This window comes from Paenibacillus sp. 32352 (assembly GCF_002042965.1).
GTDB classification, from domain to species: Bacteria; Bacillota; Bacilli; order Paenibacillales; family NBRC-103111; genus Paenibacillus_S; species Paenibacillus_S vulneris.
Window position 1 is genome coordinate 295,750 of record NZ_MZNT01000011.1, and the last position, 17,462, is coordinate 313,211.

Here is a 17,462-nt window from a genome sequence, read left to right on the forward strand (position 1 = left end):
GCCCCTACGGCCCTGCTGACGGGGAAGCGGGCTGCTTCCAGATCTTTTATCTGAAATCGCATTCAACAGGGGGAAAATGATAAATACCGAGAGATCATAGGAGGCTGTCTGAAATGAGGATGAGCTGGTACTACCGTATGATGTTATCTTATACGCCGATTTTTTTCTTAGTCATCTCTTCCGTCATTTTTATCTTCTTTACCACCTTGAATCATGCCTCGGAGAACCGGTACATTGAGACGAACAAGGCGATCGTGGAACAGATGATGCAGAATTTGGAGGCTGATTTGAAGCTTATTGAGCGAAATGCGGTAAGCGCTTTAATTACCGACCGAAAGATAGAACAATTTTTTTTCGAGCAGCAAATGGCCATCTATGATTATTATGTCATCCAGCAGAATCTGATCGCTTTGAAGTCTACTTTTCCGTTCCCCAGCTCCATTTATCTGTATGATGAGGCAAATAAACGCATTCTTTCCGATTCCAACATTTACGATTTAGACACTTTTGCCGACCGGTCGTTTTTGATAGATGCTTCACGGCAATCAACCAGATCAGGCTGGACCGAGCCGCGGGACTATACCTTATCGACAATCGATAACAACAAACAGAAGGTCGTTTCGATCGTGAAAACCTACTCCTACTCCACCCTCCAAAAAGGAACCATAGTCATTAATATTTACGTCAGCTCGCTCATGGAATTTCTGAATAAGTACAGCCAGGAGTATCGGGGAACGATTCATATTCTGGATACCGACGGTCAACAGTTCCAGACGCCGGCGGCGGAGCATTCAATATCATCCCGTCTGCGGGTGGCCTCGGATTATACGGGATGGACCTATTACACCGACACCATCAATGCCGCGGGCTATTCTGCGCTATCTTTATTATCCAACGTGTGGATCATCACGATCCTTGTCATCATTGTACTGGCGCTTATCTGGTTTACTTTCATCACTCACATCCACTACAGGCCAATTCAAAATCTGGTCGACAAGATCAATGCAATCACGGTCAGAAAAAGCGGCACACGGGGCGTCAGAACACATCTCAACGAATTCAAAATCATCGAATCGGCTATTGACAGTCTGCTTGCCAAAGCGATCGATTACAACACTCTGCAAGAGGCCGAGGCACTGCATCGCAAGCGGATCCTGCTGCAAGAATTGACCGTCGGCCATCGGAAGCTAAGCGATTTAAAATGGAAGGAAGACGCCGTATCATTAGGACTGCCGGCGGATTACGATAGAATCTGTGTCGTCGCCGTCGAAATTGACCGGTACAGCGTTTTTACGGAATCCTATAAGCAGGGTGACCAGCATCTTCTGAAATACATTCTGGAGAGCGCCTTTATCGAGTTAGCTAATGACCGCGGTGTACAGCAGTGTTGCGTTTGGACGGAACCGCAGCAGGCCTCATTTATATTGTTCCTGAAGGAGCCTCACAGCCCTTATCCAGAGACGATTTATCGTATGTGTGAGGAATACAGGGGCTGGATTCATGCAAATCTGCAATTAACCGTATCCGTTGGTATCGGCACCGTGTCGAACGGAATGGAGGCCATCGCACAGTCATACCGCCATGCGTGCATCAACGTATCCTACAAGGCCGTATTTGGGACCAACTCCGTTATCGACAACCGGCTGGCCGAATCTAAACCGGATAACGACTCCTATGCTCTATTCAGCACCATGCCGGAAATGGTTCATCTGCTCCGGAAGGGTGACAGTCAATGGCGAAATAAGCTGTCCCAAATCATGGGAGAACTGCAAAGCAGAAGGCTGGGCAGAGCGGAATTAGCCTCTTTCACGACTAGTCTGGCCCAGTATATTGAGAAAGAACTGACCTCCATGCCGGTTGAATTGACAGTAGCCTGGCATGAGTCCTATAGCGACCGATTTGATGCTCTTGCAGAAAAAACGGAAACATTGGGAGAGCTGCATCGGGACCTGGAAGTCGTCATGAGCGATCTGGCGATGGACATAGGGAAGATGCTGGAAACTTCCAGCAGCAAATCAATTGCCATGCGCATGAAAGCATATATCGATGCAAACTACACGGATTCAGAGCTGTCCTTAGTGGGGGTCAGCGAGGTATTCGATATGCCTGTCAGCAACGCTAGTCTGCTTTTCAAGAAGGAGATCGGCGAGAAGTTTATTGATTATGTATTAAAGGTTCGACTCGAGCATGCGCGCGGCATGCTGGTAGAAACGGATGATCCGATTCAGTCCATTGCGGAAAAAGTCGGATATTCCCATGTACTTTCCTTTCATCGTGCCTTTAAGAAAGTGTTCGGGTTTCCACCTGGCGAGTACCGGGCGATCTATCGAACGCATCGATAGAGTATCTAGTCCTCTGCCTGTAAAGCTCCGAACAGGAGCTTCAGGTTGTTGGGACCTGGTTTTGCGTTACTATGCCACATAAGGAGGTGGGGTATGCCTCGGAGGAGTTTACGTCCGCCTTTGAAACCCGTGAAAGTACCAATAAAATACAATCACCTTTCACGGGTTTCAACAGCGGCTGGAGGGGTATACCCCACTGGAGTATATTGGCAATAGTTCAAGCTTAACAGAGTTTTTCAACAGTCCCAAGCTCCGAACAGGAGCTTTTCTTTTTATCCTCAAAAAGAAGTTAAGTCTCAAAAAAAGGTAAAGCAGCCTAAAACTCTTTCCACAAAACGGAAGCTAAGCCTCAAATTATTGTATATGTTCAACATGACCGTCCGGATGATACAGTATGACCTGTGAGACCAGCCCAACCATGCATGGGGTGTTTGGCAAATTATTTGAATAGAGGGGAGACTTATGGCGATAACAACAAAGCCGAGGATCCGGGAAGCATCACGTTGGCAGATAAAAGCCCTTGTCCGCGACTGGCAGCTTTACATCCTGCTCGTGCTCCCAATGACGTATTTTCTAATATTTAAGTATGTCCCTATGCTCGGCGTTATCATTGCATTTAAGGACTATAACATCTTCAAGGGAATTCTGGGGAGCTCATGGGTGGGCCTTGAAACCTTTCGGGAAGTATTCAAAATGCAAGGGTTCTATCTCGCATTGCGGAATACGTTCACGCTGAATCTGCTCGATTTGCTCGTCAGCTTTCCAATTCCTATCCTGTTAGCCATTCTTCTCAACGAGCTGCGTATTCAATGGTTCAAGAAGGGGGCACAGATGGTCCTTTACCTGCCGCATTTTATTTCATGGGTCATCATTGGCGGCATGGCGGTTCAACTGCTCGCTACAAATACCGGTATCGTGAACAGTGTATTGAAATCCTTGAACCTGGAAGCGATCCCCTTCCTGACGGAGCCGGTGTATTGGGTCTTTACCTATCTTGGAATCGGCATCTGGCAAAGCGCGGGATGGGGGACCATCATCTACCTGGCCGCCCTGACGGGCATCAATAAGGAGCTGTACGAGGCTGCAGATGTTGACGGGGCCAGCCGCATTCAGAAAATTTGGCACATTACGCTGCCCGGGATCAAGCCTACCATTATCATCCTGCTCATTATTAATATCGGCCATATGGCAAGCATAGGCTTCGACCGGCCGTTCGTGCTCAGCAATCCGCTCGTGACAGATGTGTCTGAGGTCATTAGTACTTACGTGTATAAGATCGGTATCCAATCGGCTCGCTATACCATCGCTACGGCAATCGGATTATTCCAGGCGGTCGTCGGCCTGATCTTCCTGTTGACTGCCGATTATGTATCCCGCAAGGTCAATGACCAAGGCATCTGGTGAGGAGGAACGTTTCATGAACAGCCAAGGTATGGCAACAAAAACTGCAGATAGCGGCGCTAAGCTGTTGGACGGGATCATCATTGGATTGATTGGAATTGCCAGTGTGCTCTGTCTGATCCCCATGCTTCACATCCTGGCCCTATCCCTAAGCGGGAACAGCGCCATCTTGGCCGGTAAGATCACGATTATCCCGATGGAGATCAATCTGACGGCTTACAAATCCGTGTTTGGCAACGCCCAGATGATTCGTTCCCTTTTATTCACGATTCTTCTAGTGGCGCTGTTTACGGTAATCTCCATGGTCATGACCATTATGGCCGCCTATCCGCTGACCAAAAAACATCTGAAAGGGCGCAACTTCTTCTTATTTGTGATCGTTGTAACGATGTTCTTCAGCGGCGGAATGATTCCGGAGTATCTGCTTATCAAAAATCTGAATCTGCTGGATTCCATCTGGGCGTTGATTCTGCCGGGCGCCATTAATGCCTTTTACTTACTCATCATTAAAACATTTTTTTCTTCGATACCGGCGGAGCTTGAGGAATCCGCGCGAATGGACGGTGCGAGCCAATTCCGTATTTTGCTTAGCGTCATCCTTCCGTTGTCTCTGCCTGTACTGGCGACCTTAAGCCTCTTCTATGCAGTGGGCCGCTGGAACGGATTTATGGACGCACTCCTTTACATCACGAATTCCAACCTTTATCCGCTGCAGCTGCGATTGTACGAGATGGTCATGAACAGCCAGATCAGCGATATGGCAGAGGGACTTAGCACGACACCTCCCGTACCTGAAAGCCTCAAAGCGGCGTCCATTATGTTCGCTACTCTCCCGATTTTGTTGGTATACCCCTGGCTGCAGCGTTACTTTGTTTCCGGCATGATGATCGGCGCCGTCAAGGGATAACGTGTTCTCAAGACTTATGGAAGATATTTTACTAAAAAGGAGTAGGTCAAATGAAAGTGATGACAAGCAGATGGTCAAAAAGCCTGGTCGCCGTCGTTTCCACAACGACCCTTTTGGCAGGCTGCGGAGATAACAATTCCGGAAGCAGTACGGAGAAAAAGCAAGCGCCAATAACACTGCGCATCGAGCTGTTCGATCGGAATAATACGCCGGCGGGCGCGCCGCCTATTACGAACAATTTTATGACGAAGTATATTCAGGAGAATTTCGGTGACCCGAACAACATCAAGGTCCAGTTCGAAACGGTACCCCGTACCCAAGAAGTTGAGAAGCTGAATGTTCTCATGGCAGCCGGTCAAGCCCCGGATCTCGTATACACCTATGATACTCCTACCGTTCAGAAGTATGTGAAGGATGGGGGGTTGACCGATCTGGGGCCGCTGATCGAAAAATATGGCCAAAACCTGAAAAAGGTGTTAGGCAACGACGTATTGAGCTACGGGGTGTTTGAAGGCAAGCAGTACGCTATTCCGGCACGCCGGATGCTGCTCCCGCAGAGTACGACGCTAATACGGCAGGACTGGCTGGAAGAAGTGGGCCTGCCGGTACCTAAGACAACGGAAGAGTTCTACAATACCTTGAAAGCGTTTAAAGAGAAAAAGCCCGGCAAATCCGGCGATAAAATCATCCCGTACTCCAATATTGATCCTTTTCATATGAAGCCTCTTCAATATTCGTTCTGGGAGTGGGACAAAATATCCGACTCGGACCTGTTTGCAATGCCGGAATGGCTTCTTCCAGGCAACAAGGAAGGCCATCGCTTTCTGAATAAGCTGTACAACGAAGGGCTCATCGACCGGGATTTCCCGCTCACGATGAACAAGGATTTTCAGAAATTTCAGAAGGATCTGATCAGCGGTGTAGCCGGAGCCGGTACGGCAAATACGAACGAACCGGTCTATCAGGGATATTTGGCGGAAATTTCCAAGGCGGATCCTAAGGCGAAGCTTATTCCGATTGATCCGTTCACCACGCCAAAAGGCAAGCGTCCGAAAGCCTTATATTCGCCGAACGGCATGTATATGTTCGTGCCTAGTACGAGTAAAAATGCAGAAGCTGTAGTGAAATATTTGGACTGGATGGCGCAGCCGAAAAATATCATCGCGCTCCAGAACGGAACCGAAGGAAAAACCTACGAAATGAAGGACGGTATTCCACAGACGCTGGACAACGAGGAAGCCAAGCAGACGCTGTATAACTATCCGGATTATAACATTATTCTCAACGGCAAGTTTGTAAGTACTACGGATGAGAATCTGAATATTGCCGCGAATGCGTCCGACCCCAAATATAAGGATTTTACCATCTCAAGCATCAAGCTGGGCAGTACAGACGGAGTCATCAAGCCTAACGTGAACACGCCGATTCAATCGGAAATCAAGTATGCCGCGACACTTAAAGCGAAGAACGATGAAATCTTCGTTAAAGTCATTACGGCAAAGCCAGCCGACTTCGATAAGGTTTATGATGCCGAGGTGAACGATTATATGAAAATCGGCGGCCAAGAGGTAATGGATGAGAAGCGTAAGGCATTTGAAGCCAATAAGAAATAAGCGGGCGGCATAAGCTGGCTCGCGAAAAAGCGGAAAACAATCAGCCTCTTCACTGGACGGGAGGCTGATTTTTCTATTCCGGTAGGTCTGTTCATATTCAAGTCCGATAGGTGAGAGCTTATCAGCAGCCATTCTTCCCAGGAAATGATTGATTAATGCTAAGGGTCCGAGTAATGTAAAGATGGACAGCAAAGTTACTAACAGCCAACCTGATGATTGGCGGTAAAGTTTCGATATCGTTTCGTTCCTGCATAACCCTAAGGAAGAAAGGAAGCGCAGCTATGATACCTTCTTGGAAAAATGTAAAGCTGAACAAGGAGCCTCGAACCCGGTATTACATAGATCCGGTTCGGATCGTCTGGAAATCGGAGGAGTCGATTCTTGAGCGTCCGGAGCTGCTTCTAGCCGGTCGGGACGGTCAATCCGTGTTGAGCTCACCTATGGATAAGGCTTGCATTCTGCGTCATGCCGGTACAGCCCCTGGATTTTTGCTGGATTTCGGAACAGAGCTGCATGGAGGAGTGCAAATCTGCATAGCAGGAGGCAGCAACAAAGACCGGAGAACGGCGAGGCTGCGTGTCCGGTTCGGAGAATCGGCCATGGAAGCGATGAGCGAACTCGGCGGAAGCACGAATGCTACGAATAACCATGCTGTGAGAGACGGCGTGTTCGAGGTCAGCTATATGGGGGCGGAAGAGATCGGGAATACCGGATTCCGCTTCGTCCGGATCGATTTTTTGGACGAAGGTCATTTCGTGCAGCTGCTTAGCGTCCGTGCTGTGGCAGTGATGCATGATGTGGAGTATAAGGGCAGCTTCCGCTGCAGCGACGAACTGCTGAACCGGATTTGGGACACTGGGGCATACACTGTGCATCTCAATATGCAGGATTATTTGTGGGATGGGATCAAGAGGGACCGGCTTGTATGGACAGGCGATATGCACCCGGAGACCTCAACCCTTCAGGCCGTGTTTGGATATCATGACGTGGTTCCGCGGAGTCTGGATTTCATTCGGGATGAGAGTCCGCTTCCGGGCTGGATGACAACGTTTCCCACCTATTCCATCTGGTGGATTCTGGTCCATCATGACTGGTTCATGCATAACGGAGACCTAGATTACCTGCTGAAGCAAAAGCTTTACATGACAGGACTGCTCCGTCAGCTTGGGGCTCGCGTTCGAGATGACGGTACTGTAGACATCCCCAATCCGTTCCTGGACTGGCCGTCCTCAACAAATCCCGAAGGTGTCAGGGCCGGAGCCCATGCCTTGTTTATATGGTGTATGGAAGCAGGGGAGAAGCTTTGCAAATTTATGTCTGATGAAGAAACAGCCGAGTTTTGCCGCCGGACCGAGGCCAAGCTTCGGGAGGTAACGCCGGATCATAATAATAGCAAGCAGGCGGCTTCCTTGTTGGCGCTTGTCGGACTGCTCGATCCGCTAAAGGCCAACGAAGAGGTCATCGCACTGGATTCGCCCAAGGGCTATTCGACTTTCTACGGCTACTATATTCTTAAGGCACGCGGGGAAGCGGGAGATATCCAGGGCAGCCTGGACAGTATTAAGGCTTACTGGGGCGGCATGCTGTCGCTTGGAGCAACTACGTTCTGGGAAGATTTCGACATCAACTGGCTGGACAATGCGGCACGAATCGATGAGCTGACGCCGGAGGGCAAGATCGACGTGCACGGTACGTATGGAGGCTACTGCTATCAGGGCTACCGGCATAGTCTATGCCATGGCTGGGCTTCCGGTCCGACGGCATGGCTGAGTGAATATGTGCTGGGCGTTCGTGTAGCAGAGCCGGGATGCCGTACGATTCGCGTTATTCCGCAGCTGGGAGATCTGGAGTGGGCGGAGGGTACCTTTCCGACACCTCATGGCATCGTCAGATTGAAGCATAGTAAAAAAGCGGATGGTACGATACACTCAGAGATTGAAGCACCAGAGGGTGTAACCGTACTGAAGGGTATCATAGATTAGCGTAGAAGCACTTGAAAGCTGCCGAAGCCTGTCCGCGGCCTTCAAGTGTTTTTGGCATGCAGGCGTTTTTTTCAGCAAATATAAAGGGAATTCTCAGTGCTTGTTAAGTGGAAGCTCAGGGGGAGATTCAGGAAAGAAGCCTATACTTGGTCTTGTAAGCAGTAAGAACATACAACTTTCTTAAAACAAAACTAACGTAGAGGTGGAATAACCATGAAAAACATTAGCAAAAAAGTAATCACAGGTACAATCGCAGCTTCCTTCTTACTCGGCGGTTTAGGCTATCTCGGCGTCTCCCAGAATCAGGCTTTTGCTGAAACGACAGGCGGCTCGACAGATATCACCGCAACTACACAGCAGAAGGGACCGGGACATGGGTTCCGCGGCAACAATATCGTGAAGGAAGCCGCGGCGGTTCTCGGCGCTGATGAGAGCTCGATTCAAGAGTCGGTGAAAGCAGGCAAAACATTAGCGGAGATTGCAGCTGCAGCCGGTACATCTGAGGATACATTCCTGGACAAGCTCGTAGAATCCGAGAAAACGGCAATTGCCGCACAAGTCACGGCTGGAACCCTCACCCAGGAGCAAGCGGATAAGATCGTATCCGGCCTGTCCGACCGTTTGAAGCAGCAAATTGAGAACACCAGACCGCAAGGTCAAGGCGGCAAAGGCCCGAATGGCCCCGGCGGACGCGGTGATATGCATATGGGTCTGATGGGCAATTCCGAATTGCTGACGAATATTCTCGGCCTTACCCAAGATGAACTCCGCACGGAGCTTGATGCCGGCAAATCCATAGCCGAGATAGCAGCAGCCAAAGGCATTAGCGAAGACGATCTGATCAGCAAAATTAAGGATGGCTTGACAGATTCCTTGAAGCAGTTTGTCGAGTCCAAGCATACTAAACCGTTTGACATTCCTGCCAAGGATGCTCAGAGCGGCAAGGTTGATTCTAACGAGACTACAACGAATTAATCGAGATTTAAGGGAGAGGAGAGAGAGTGGCTCGCCATTGCGGGCTGCGCTCTCTTTTTTTGTATTAGGCTATGTTTGACCCATGTTGTTGATATTTGACAAATAAGAACATGCGTTCTATAATTGGGACTAACATTACGTCATTAAGATTCACACGAAAGCTTTCGCACAATAAGTAAAAGGCTATGTTAAATTCTAATGTTGATTTGTGACCATAAGAAAACCGCCTTGTGAAAAGGCGGTAAATTGAGTTATCGTCCCTCGTCAGTGTAATCACCTTAAGTGACAAGGTCATCTTACGGTCTGGTAAACGAGACCTATGGCTCCAGAATCAAAGGTCTTGTTCTCGATTAGCTTAAGATTGATCTTCTCCTTGAGACCTTGGAATAGCGGCAATCCCTTACCGATCAGGACGGGAGACACCGTAATTTTATACTCATCAATTAAATCAAGCTGCATAAGGTGGTGCGCGAACCTAGGACTGCCTAGAATGACCATATCCTTGCCTGGCTGCTGTTTGAGGTTATTGATCTCTTCCTCGATATCTTCTTTCACGAGTCTGGAATTATTCCATTCGACTTTCTCCAGCGTCGTGGAAAAAACGATTTTGGCTGTCTTTTCGATCCACTCGGCATGATCTCGTTCATGCTGCGAAGCTGATGGGTTCGAAGGCACAGATGGCCAGTAATTATGCATCATCTGATAAGTCTTACGCCCCCAAATGACAGTGTCGGCAGTACTCAGAATATTTTTCGCATGTTTCTCCAAATCAGCATCGTAGGAAATCCAGCCAATGTCCATTTCACCATTCGGCCCTTCTACAAAACCGTCAAGCGATGCGTGCAAAAATAGAACGAGTTTTCTCATTTTTACTACTCCTTTGTTCATGAGGGATAACTACTCATATATTAACTTCATTTTAGCATAATTCAACTTGGATTGTTTCTTATGGATTGCTAATCCCAAACCTGCCTATAAGCAGTAAGCCGAAGCTTTGTGTTCGTGTCGTGTGACAGTAAACAGGCACGATTTGACCAACAACGAACCCTCATATGAGGTCTTCTCGTTCGTTGAAGCAGTTTGTTTGTAAGGTCATTAAAGGTTTGGCGTCAGGATTTACAACGGTAACGTTGACGTTTAACCTTCCCAGCACGTGTTTTTCGGCGTACTTCCCATAACGAACGACAGAATGCGTTTTGCAATGCGGTCAAACAAGCCCATCTTTGTGCCGGGAGCTGTCTTGTGGTAAGAGGGAACTCCGTTCGCAGTATACTTGATGAACGGCAGTTATGGAATGATATTCTTTGTAAGAGTTAACGAACTTTATGAATTAACAATTATGAGATTGCGGAAATTAAATTAGTTGATATTCTTCCACTGGACCGCTTTATTTTCTAAGGGATAACTACGAAAAAAATAAGGGATACTGTGGGCACCGTCGGAAATCAATAAGAAATAATTTAGAAGAAAACTTTCCATTGTCAGAAACCGATTTGGTTTATATACTGGTATATATTTTGTATGTATTAGTACTAATACAGCGATATAAGTAACGGGCCATCAAGCTGTAGCCGTGCAGCAGGAAATGAAAATATTACCAGTCATTTTATATTTACAAATAAAATACGTTTCTGGTATTGACATATAGAACTGTTACCATTATTGTAACAGTTAGCGAGCGATTACCGTATCGCTTATAAAAATAGAGATTTTATAGGAGAAGGAAGTGGAGTCTACAATGAAGCAATATAATACGCGAGCCATCATGGCGTCGTTGCTTATCTGCGGTTTCGTCGGCATGTTCAGTGAAACGGCGCTCAACATCGCGATAAGTAATTTAATGAACGTGTTTCACATAACGGCCGCGACAGCGCAATGGCTAACAACAGGCTTTCTGTTGACGCTCGGCATATTAATGCCGATGACGGGGCTGCTGCTGCAGTGGTTTACAACAAGGCAATTGTTTATCGTCTCCCTTGTGAGTTCAATTATGGGCACACTCATCGCGGCGCTGGCATATAATTTCGAATTGTTAATGGTCGCCCGAGTCTTGCAAGCCATTGGTATGGGCTTGTTAATTCCGCTCATGTTCAACACGATCCTCGTCGTTTATCCGCCAGAGAAGCGCGGGGCTGCAATGGGCTTTGTCGGTCTCGTCATTATGTTTGCGCCGGCGACCGGTCCCACAGTGGCGGGTCTCCTGATTGAATATTTATCGTGGCACTACATCTTCTGGCTGTCTCTGCCGTTTTTGGTAGTTGGTCTGTTGGTGGGGCTCAAATATTTGGAAAATGTAACCGAACCTACGAAGCCTCACATCGATCTATTGTCCATACTATTATCCACGATCGGCTTCGGTGGCGTCGTATTCGGCTTCAGTAAGGCCGGTGAAGGGGAAGAAGGGTGGAGCAGCCCGATTGTGGTCGCATCCATCGTTATTGGGATGATTGCGCTTTTGTTATTCGTGCTGCGTCAAATATTTATGCGCGAGCCGATTATGAACTTGCGTGTATTCAAGTACCCTATGTTCATAGTAGGGCTGCTGATGGTCTTGTCCTGTATGATGATTATCCTATCCAGCATGATCATTCTGCCGATGTATCTGCAAAGCGGCATGAAGCTGTCCGCATTTACTGCCGGACTAATGTTGCTGCCCGGCAGCGCGCTAAATGGTATCCTCTCGCCCCGTATGGGACGCTTGTTTGACAAGTATGGTCCAAAGTGGCTGGTCATTCCCGGCCTCATTATTGTAGCAGCTATGCTGTGGTTCTTCTCCGGCATTACGCTGGCTTCTTCGGTCGCATTGATCGTTGCCCTGCATATCGGTCTAATGGTCGGCATCTCTATGGTCTGGATGCCTGCTCAGACCAACGGTCTGAATCAGCTGCCTCCGGAGCTGTATCCGCACGGCACCGCCGTCATGAATACACTGCAGCAGGTTGCTGGCGCAATCGGTACAGCCGTAGCTATTAGCATCCTGACCAACGGCACGGAAAAGTATTTGCATGAATCCCCTGCGCCTAGTGAGCCGATCGAGATGGCAAACGCGATGACCTTCGGCTCGCAGAATGTGTTCTTTTTTGCGATGGTTGTCACAATCATCGGTCTGGCTGCAGCGTTCTTTATCCGGCGTGTCGTCGTCAGCCGCGCGGCGATGAGTTCTATGCATTGATTTACAGGGAGCCGTAGGCTCCCGAGATTGTTAATAAACCTGAGAATCTGAAAAATTACTCTGGTACCCCGGTGGGGTGTCCCCTTCCAGTCGCTGTTGTTCTCGGGAAATGTTGATCATATTTGCTATAGCGGTGATTTCCCGAGAACAAAGGCGAACGCTATCGCTCTTCCAGGGGACACCCCACCTATCACCCTTCACATTTTTCTGTATGATATAGGTTTTTCAACAAACTGCAGGGAGCCTAGGCTCCCTGCAGTTTGTTTTTTCGGAAAGCGGAAGCTGCGTGGTTATCGATGCCACGGCTTCGAAGCTGATTCAGGCGCTTTACATGGTGCACCCAGCCAGCCATCGATCGTTACACGTTATACCGCCTGCCATCGAAGTCCCCGCTCCGCTCTGCATGAAGGCTGCCATCAGGGTTTAATGTAACCGTAACCCAATTGTACTGTCCATCACGGTATGCAAACGAGCTCCCGTCGTCCTCATATAAAGTACAGCTAACTGCACTTGCCCCATAGGCTTGAAAGCTAACGTCGAACACGGTGTCGTCACCCACATAAGGCACAGGTTCAGCGAGAGGAAGGAGTGTGCCATCCTTAACGAATACCGGAATCCGTTCAAGCCCCGGAGCCATGGTATAGGACTGTCCGCCTTCATAGGTTTCGTTCGTCCAGAAGCAGTGCCAGGTTCCTTGAGGGAGATAGACGCTTCGCTCTGAAGTTCCCGCGATAAGTGGTGCCACCAGCATCGATTCCCCCATCATATAGGCATCATCGATCCCGTACGTATTCCAATCATCCGGATAATCCATCACGAGAGCGCGGAACGGAGGCCTGCCTTCCATGCTGTACCTGGCATAAGCGGTGTACAGATAAGGGATCAGAGCCATGCGGGTTTCAAAGAGCGTGCGGCAAATATCCCGGATTTGCTCATAATTGTCCAAGAACTCGCCTTGGATGTTCTTGTCCCGATCCACTTGCATCCAAGGCGGATTCGGGATTCTCCAGCAATTCAGAAGCGCCAGCGGCGAGAAGACAGCGGTCTGGATTCTGCGAATCAAGTCCTCCGGCGATTCGGCTTGGCGCACCTCCGGTGACCATAGCAGTCCCGAGAACCCGCAATTGGCGACGCCGCGGATGAACACTTTATGATTATACAAGTCACTGTAAAGGACAAAAGGATATGGCGATGCCAATGCGCCGGAGGCGCGAACCTGGGATAATGTTCGTCTGCCCGCTTGTTCGAAAGGAGCCAGCAGGGTCTCCTGATAGAGCGTTCCCAGCATATTGTGCATTTGCTCTCCGTCCATACCTGAAGGAAACAAAGAAGTATCCGGGAACGACCAGTTGGAATGAACGAAGTCCGAGCTGTCGCACTCGTCCAGCTTGAAGCCAGCAATCCCTTTGCTCACAAACTCTTTCTCATGATGCTTCGCAAAAATTTCCCTCGCCTCCGGAATCGATAAATCAGGAACCAGCCCTTCCCAAACCTCGTAATCCCCGGAATGGGGCTTTAATGCAGAATATATAGGGGATGTAGGGTGCACGAAGAGATGCTCCCACAGATTGACCCGGTAATTCAGGTCATACAATTCATCCAGCATGTTCTCATGTTCGGGGAAGCGTCCTTCATCCCAAACAAACGAGCAGGAGTAGGCTTTGGTTTGCCATCCGGGCTCGAAGCCAAACACATCCACGGGCATGCGATCTTCCCGGAAGGTATGAGCCAGCCTCATCACATCCTCCTTCTTGGCGGCACTGTACGCGCGGTACCACATGCCGAGCCCCCAAGCCGGAGGCAGACAGCCGCCGCCGGAGAACAGATTGTAGCGCTGAACGGCCGTCGCCAATTCAGGGCCTTCAAATACATACACATCCATTCCCCTGGCAGCCGGGACATCCACGACAACCGTCCGATTTCCCTCCGACACCTGATAACCGTACAATTCAATCTCCGAAGTGCCAACCGTTTTTGCCACATGCTTCTTGTGCTCGGAATCGCCTTTGCGAAGATTCGTTCCACAATAGAACGTCGCATACCGTGCCGTATCCACATAGACGCCGTAGCCCGCGGTGGAAACATAAAAAGGAACCGGTGCATGGCTGTCGCCGGTATCTGCCACTGGATCGCTGTTCACCCGGATGACCTTCTTCCTGCCGGTATGATCGAGGCGGTGCAGCTGCAGGCCGAAACCGTAAATATGCTCTTCAGCCGAAAGCGGCAGCTCGATATGAATACCTCTTGCCGTCTGTTTAATGCTGATTTCTTGTGCCGCCATGGGCGGAATACCCGGGCATTCCAGCTTGCTGAGCTGCTCTGTTTGCATTTTCGTTTCACGAAGCTGCACGGGAGTGTGTGCTTCCGGCTGGCCGAAACGAAGCCGCCAAATTCCGTTTGCGATTTGTTCCATAATAATCCCTCTCTCATGAAGATGTTAAAATAACAATATTTCCCCCATTATACCGCTCCGATTATGTCTAAAGTTATGATAAACTACGAGAAAATGTTAGATTTTTATCCAACTGGGGAGGAAGCATGAACAAGCTGTTTGAACCCGTTTATTTGGATCAATCATCCTTATTCTGGGATTACCGGATCCGCATTGAGCATGGCTATAAAGGATATTATCATTGGCATCAAATATGCGAATTCGTGCTGGTGCATGAGGGGCAGGGAACCATTGTGGTCAATCAGCAAGCCTACGATATAAAGCGCGGGATGTTTTTCTTTTTTCCGCCCTATCAGCTTCATCAGGTTTACGCGGATGTCTCTGTGAGTCATCCTTATTTGCGGTCTATTTTTTATGCAGACCCCTTATTGATAGAGAAGCAGCTAAGTTCTTTTCCAAGGCGTCAGACAAGGTTTACAGACTTATGGAAAGGCGCGGCTCCATCACTTGGGTTTGATCTAAAAGACAAGGCGCAGGAAATGGAACGGATTTTCGAGCAATATGACCAGGCATATCGCTGCGGCAGAGGAGAGGAGCTGGAAGAAATTACATTGCTATTTTTGCAAATAATAAACCTGCTTCCGCTGTCCGATGTGCCAAATGACGGCAAGCAGCCGATGCTTAAGAACGGCGGAGCAGGCCGCTACTCGGAAACGATCATGCGCTGGATAGAAGAGCATTATCACGAGGAGGTTAGCCTCGAGCTTCTGGCCGAGGAGCTCCACCTGTCGCCGAATTATATTTCCAGAGTGTTCCGGCAGGAGACGGGCAGCGGGATCAAGGATTATTTGACGGCCCGGCGTATCAAGCAGGCATGCCGCCTACTGGAGACGACGAATCGCCCGGTAGAGCAAATCGGATATGAGGTTGGCTTTGACAACCATTCGTATTTTATCCAGCTTTTCAAGAGAGTCGTCGGAGCCACTCCGCTACAATACCGTTTTTCGAGAACAAGGCGTTAAACATCTTAAATTTCATCACTTCGAAGTTAAAAAACAGCATACTAACCATTTTCGGCGTGTGATAGTCTTAAATCACGAAATCAGAAACGGGAAAGCAGCCATCTACCGGTTTCTGAGGCTAGAAGGGTTCAATAAAGGGGAGGGTAACTAGAAATGGTTAAGACTAGAAAAATGACAGCGGCATTCGCAAGTGCAATTGCCTTATCGGTTGCATTAACCGCCTGCGGCGGTCCCTCGAATTCCGGCACGGACACAGGGGCCTCAAGTACAGGAGCAGGTGCTTCAGCATCCAAAAAAACCGTCACGTTCACTATCGGGTATGCTACCGGCGACCCGGCAACGAAGCAAGCGATGGCGGATTCCATTGCGGCGTTCACGAAGGCCAATCCGAACATCAAGATCAACGACCTGTCTGAAGGCGGCATGGCCTCCTATCTGGATTGGTTGAAGACGAAGGATGCAGTAGGCGAATTCCCGGACTTAGTCGAAATGAGAGATACCCAGCTCTTCTCCGAAGCCGGCAAAATCGCTGAGCTCCCTGCGGAATGGGTTGGATTGTTTGCAGACGCGCCAAAGCTGAACGGTAAAATCTGGACCGCTCCGATTGTCGGAACAGCTCCGCAAGGGATCATCTACAGCAAAAAAGCTTATGCAGACGCAGGAATCACTACCGAACCGAAAACCTATGACGAGTTCCTGGCCATCCAGGAGAAGCTGAAAGCGAAAGGGATCACACCGCTGACCTTCGGGGGCAAGGATATTTTCCACTGGGGCTTCTGGGTGAACAAATTCCTCATGGATGATGTGTTAGCGGATGACCCGAACTGGAACTCCAAGCGAACCAAAGGGCAGGTCAGCTTCACCGATGCGGGCCCGATGCAGGCGATGAAGGATTTTAATGAACTGTTTACCAAAGGGTATGTGGATAAAGGCTACCTGAGCACGGCCGACAATCAAACCGCGTCGATGCTCGTTACAGGAAAAGCAGCGCAGCTGTTCTCTGGCCCGTGGATGTTTGCACAGATCGCACAAGCCGATCCGAAATTCGATTTTGGCTGGTATCCGGTACCTGACCGGAAAGGCCGTATCGTGGTCAATGGCCTTAACAGCCTGCAGGGCTGGTCTATTTCGACCAAGGCCAATCAGGATGCCGATAAAAAAGCGGCGATTTCGGAATTTATCAAGTTCTTCTTCTCCAAGGAGCAATATTCCAAATTCCTGAAGGCGGTCAACGGCTTGCCGACAACCAAGGAACCTATCACTTACGATTCGGCTCCGCAAATGAAGCGTGTGCTCGAGGTCATGAGCGATCCGAACACGATTAAGACGCTTCAGATCAACTCGTTTTGGGGCGAGAATCAAATGCCTCCGCAATGGCGGAATTGGTATTACAAGCTGATCCAGGATTGGCTGACCAAGGGCGATTTCAGTGCAGATTATATGAAAAAGGCCGATGCCGAATGGGACGCTAACGTGAAAGCGAATGCGGCCGGCAAATAAACGGCAGCTTGAAAAGATGAGAAAACCTCTATCGAGGCCTTTCAGAGACGTGCGACCGCGTTTAAAGGTAGGTTTTATCGCCAAATAGAATTTTCACATTCGATGACCTCGGAGTTTTATAAATTCTATTATGGTAAAACATGCCTCTGCTGCGGC

The 17,462-nt window shown here is 49.0% G+C and carries 11 protein-coding genes and 1 pseudogene; 9 read left to right on the forward strand and 3 right to left on the reverse strand.

Annotated elements, in window-relative coordinates; genetic code table 11:
* The first annotated feature begins 113 nt into the window (after positions 1 to 113).
* From B1728_RS24760 to B1728_RS24785, 6 genes are all read left to right on the forward strand, one after another.
* Entirely contained in the window at positions 114 to 2,342 is a 2,229-nt protein-coding gene (locus tag B1728_RS24760; protein ID WP_079913102.1) for a helix-turn-helix domain-containing protein, read from the forward strand.
* Positions 2,343 to 2,804: 462 nt separating this feature from the next.
* On the forward strand, positions 2,805 to 3,746 hold the full coding sequence (locus B1728_RS24765; RefSeq protein ID WP_079913103.1) for an ABC transporter permease: 942 nt from the start codon (positions 2,805 to 2,807) through the stop codon (positions 3,744 to 3,746).
* Positions 3,747 to 3,774: 28 nt separating this feature from the next.
* Positions 3,775 to 4,650 (forward strand): carbohydrate ABC transporter permease, encoded by an 876-nt coding sequence (locus B1728_RS24770; protein ID WP_079913129.1) that lies wholly within the window; start codon positions 3,775 to 3,777, stop codon positions 4,648 to 4,650.
* A gap of 50 nt (positions 4,651 to 4,700) precedes the next feature.
* A complete protein-coding gene (locus B1728_RS24775; RefSeq protein WP_079913104.1) occupies positions 4,701 to 6,263 on the forward strand; it encodes an extracellular solute-binding protein in 1,563 nt (520 codons plus the stop codon).
* Positions 6,264 to 6,544: 281 nt separating this feature from the next.
* Positions 6,545 to 8,245 carry an alpha-L-rhamnosidase-related protein gene (locus B1728_RS24780; RefSeq protein WP_079913105.1) on the forward strand — a complete coding sequence of 567 codons (1,701 nt, stop codon included), beginning with the start codon at positions 6,545 to 6,547 and terminating at the stop codon, positions 8,243 to 8,245.
* 213 nt (positions 8,246 to 8,458) lie between these two features.
* On the forward strand, positions 8,459 to 9,220 hold the full coding sequence (locus tag B1728_RS24785; protein WP_079913106.1) for a hypothetical protein: 762 nt from the start codon (positions 8,459 to 8,461) through the stop codon (positions 9,218 to 9,220).
* A gap of 291 nt (positions 9,221 to 9,511) precedes the next feature.
* Here B1728_RS24785 and B1728_RS24790 read toward each other — a convergent pair whose 3' ends face one another.
* Positions 9,512 to 10,087 carry a dihydrofolate reductase family protein gene (locus tag B1728_RS24790; RefSeq protein WP_079913107.1) on the reverse strand — a complete coding sequence of 192 codons (576 nt, stop codon included), beginning with the start codon at positions 10,085 to 10,087 and terminating at the stop codon, positions 9,512 to 9,514.
* Between the two features lie 104 nt (positions 10,088 to 10,191).
* A pseudogene (locus tag B1728_RS35885) lies at positions 10,192 to 10,451 on the reverse strand (IS1595 family transposase); the annotation flags it as partial.
* Between the two features lie 507 nt (positions 10,452 to 10,958).
* Here B1728_RS35885 and B1728_RS24795 point away from each other — a divergent pair.
* Positions 10,959 to 12,392, forward strand: coding sequence for a DHA2 family efflux MFS transporter permease subunit (locus B1728_RS24795; protein ID WP_079913108.1), 1,434 nt, complete (start codon positions 10,959 to 10,961; stop codon positions 12,390 to 12,392).
* Between the two features lie 358 nt (positions 12,393 to 12,750).
* On the opposite strand, the gene B1728_RS24800 is transcribed toward B1728_RS24795, so the two are convergent.
* A complete protein-coding gene (locus B1728_RS24800) occupies positions 12,751 to 14,805 on the reverse strand; it encodes a glycoside hydrolase family 31 protein (protein ID WP_079913109.1) in 2,055 nt (684 codons plus the stop codon).
* Between the two features lie 125 nt (positions 14,806 to 14,930).
* Here B1728_RS24800 and B1728_RS24805 point away from each other — a divergent pair, with 125 nt between their 5' ends.
* Complete coding sequence (locus B1728_RS24805) at positions 14,931 to 15,806, forward strand: AraC family transcriptional regulator (RefSeq protein ID WP_079913110.1); 876 nt, start codon at positions 14,931 to 14,933, stop codon at positions 15,804 to 15,806.
* Between the two features lie 153 nt (positions 15,807 to 15,959).
* On the forward strand, positions 15,960 to 17,306 hold the full coding sequence (locus B1728_RS24810) for an ABC transporter substrate-binding protein (RefSeq protein ID WP_079913111.1): 1,347 nt from the start codon (positions 15,960 to 15,962) through the stop codon (positions 17,304 to 17,306).
* Positions 17,307 to 17,462 lie beyond the last annotated feature (156 nt).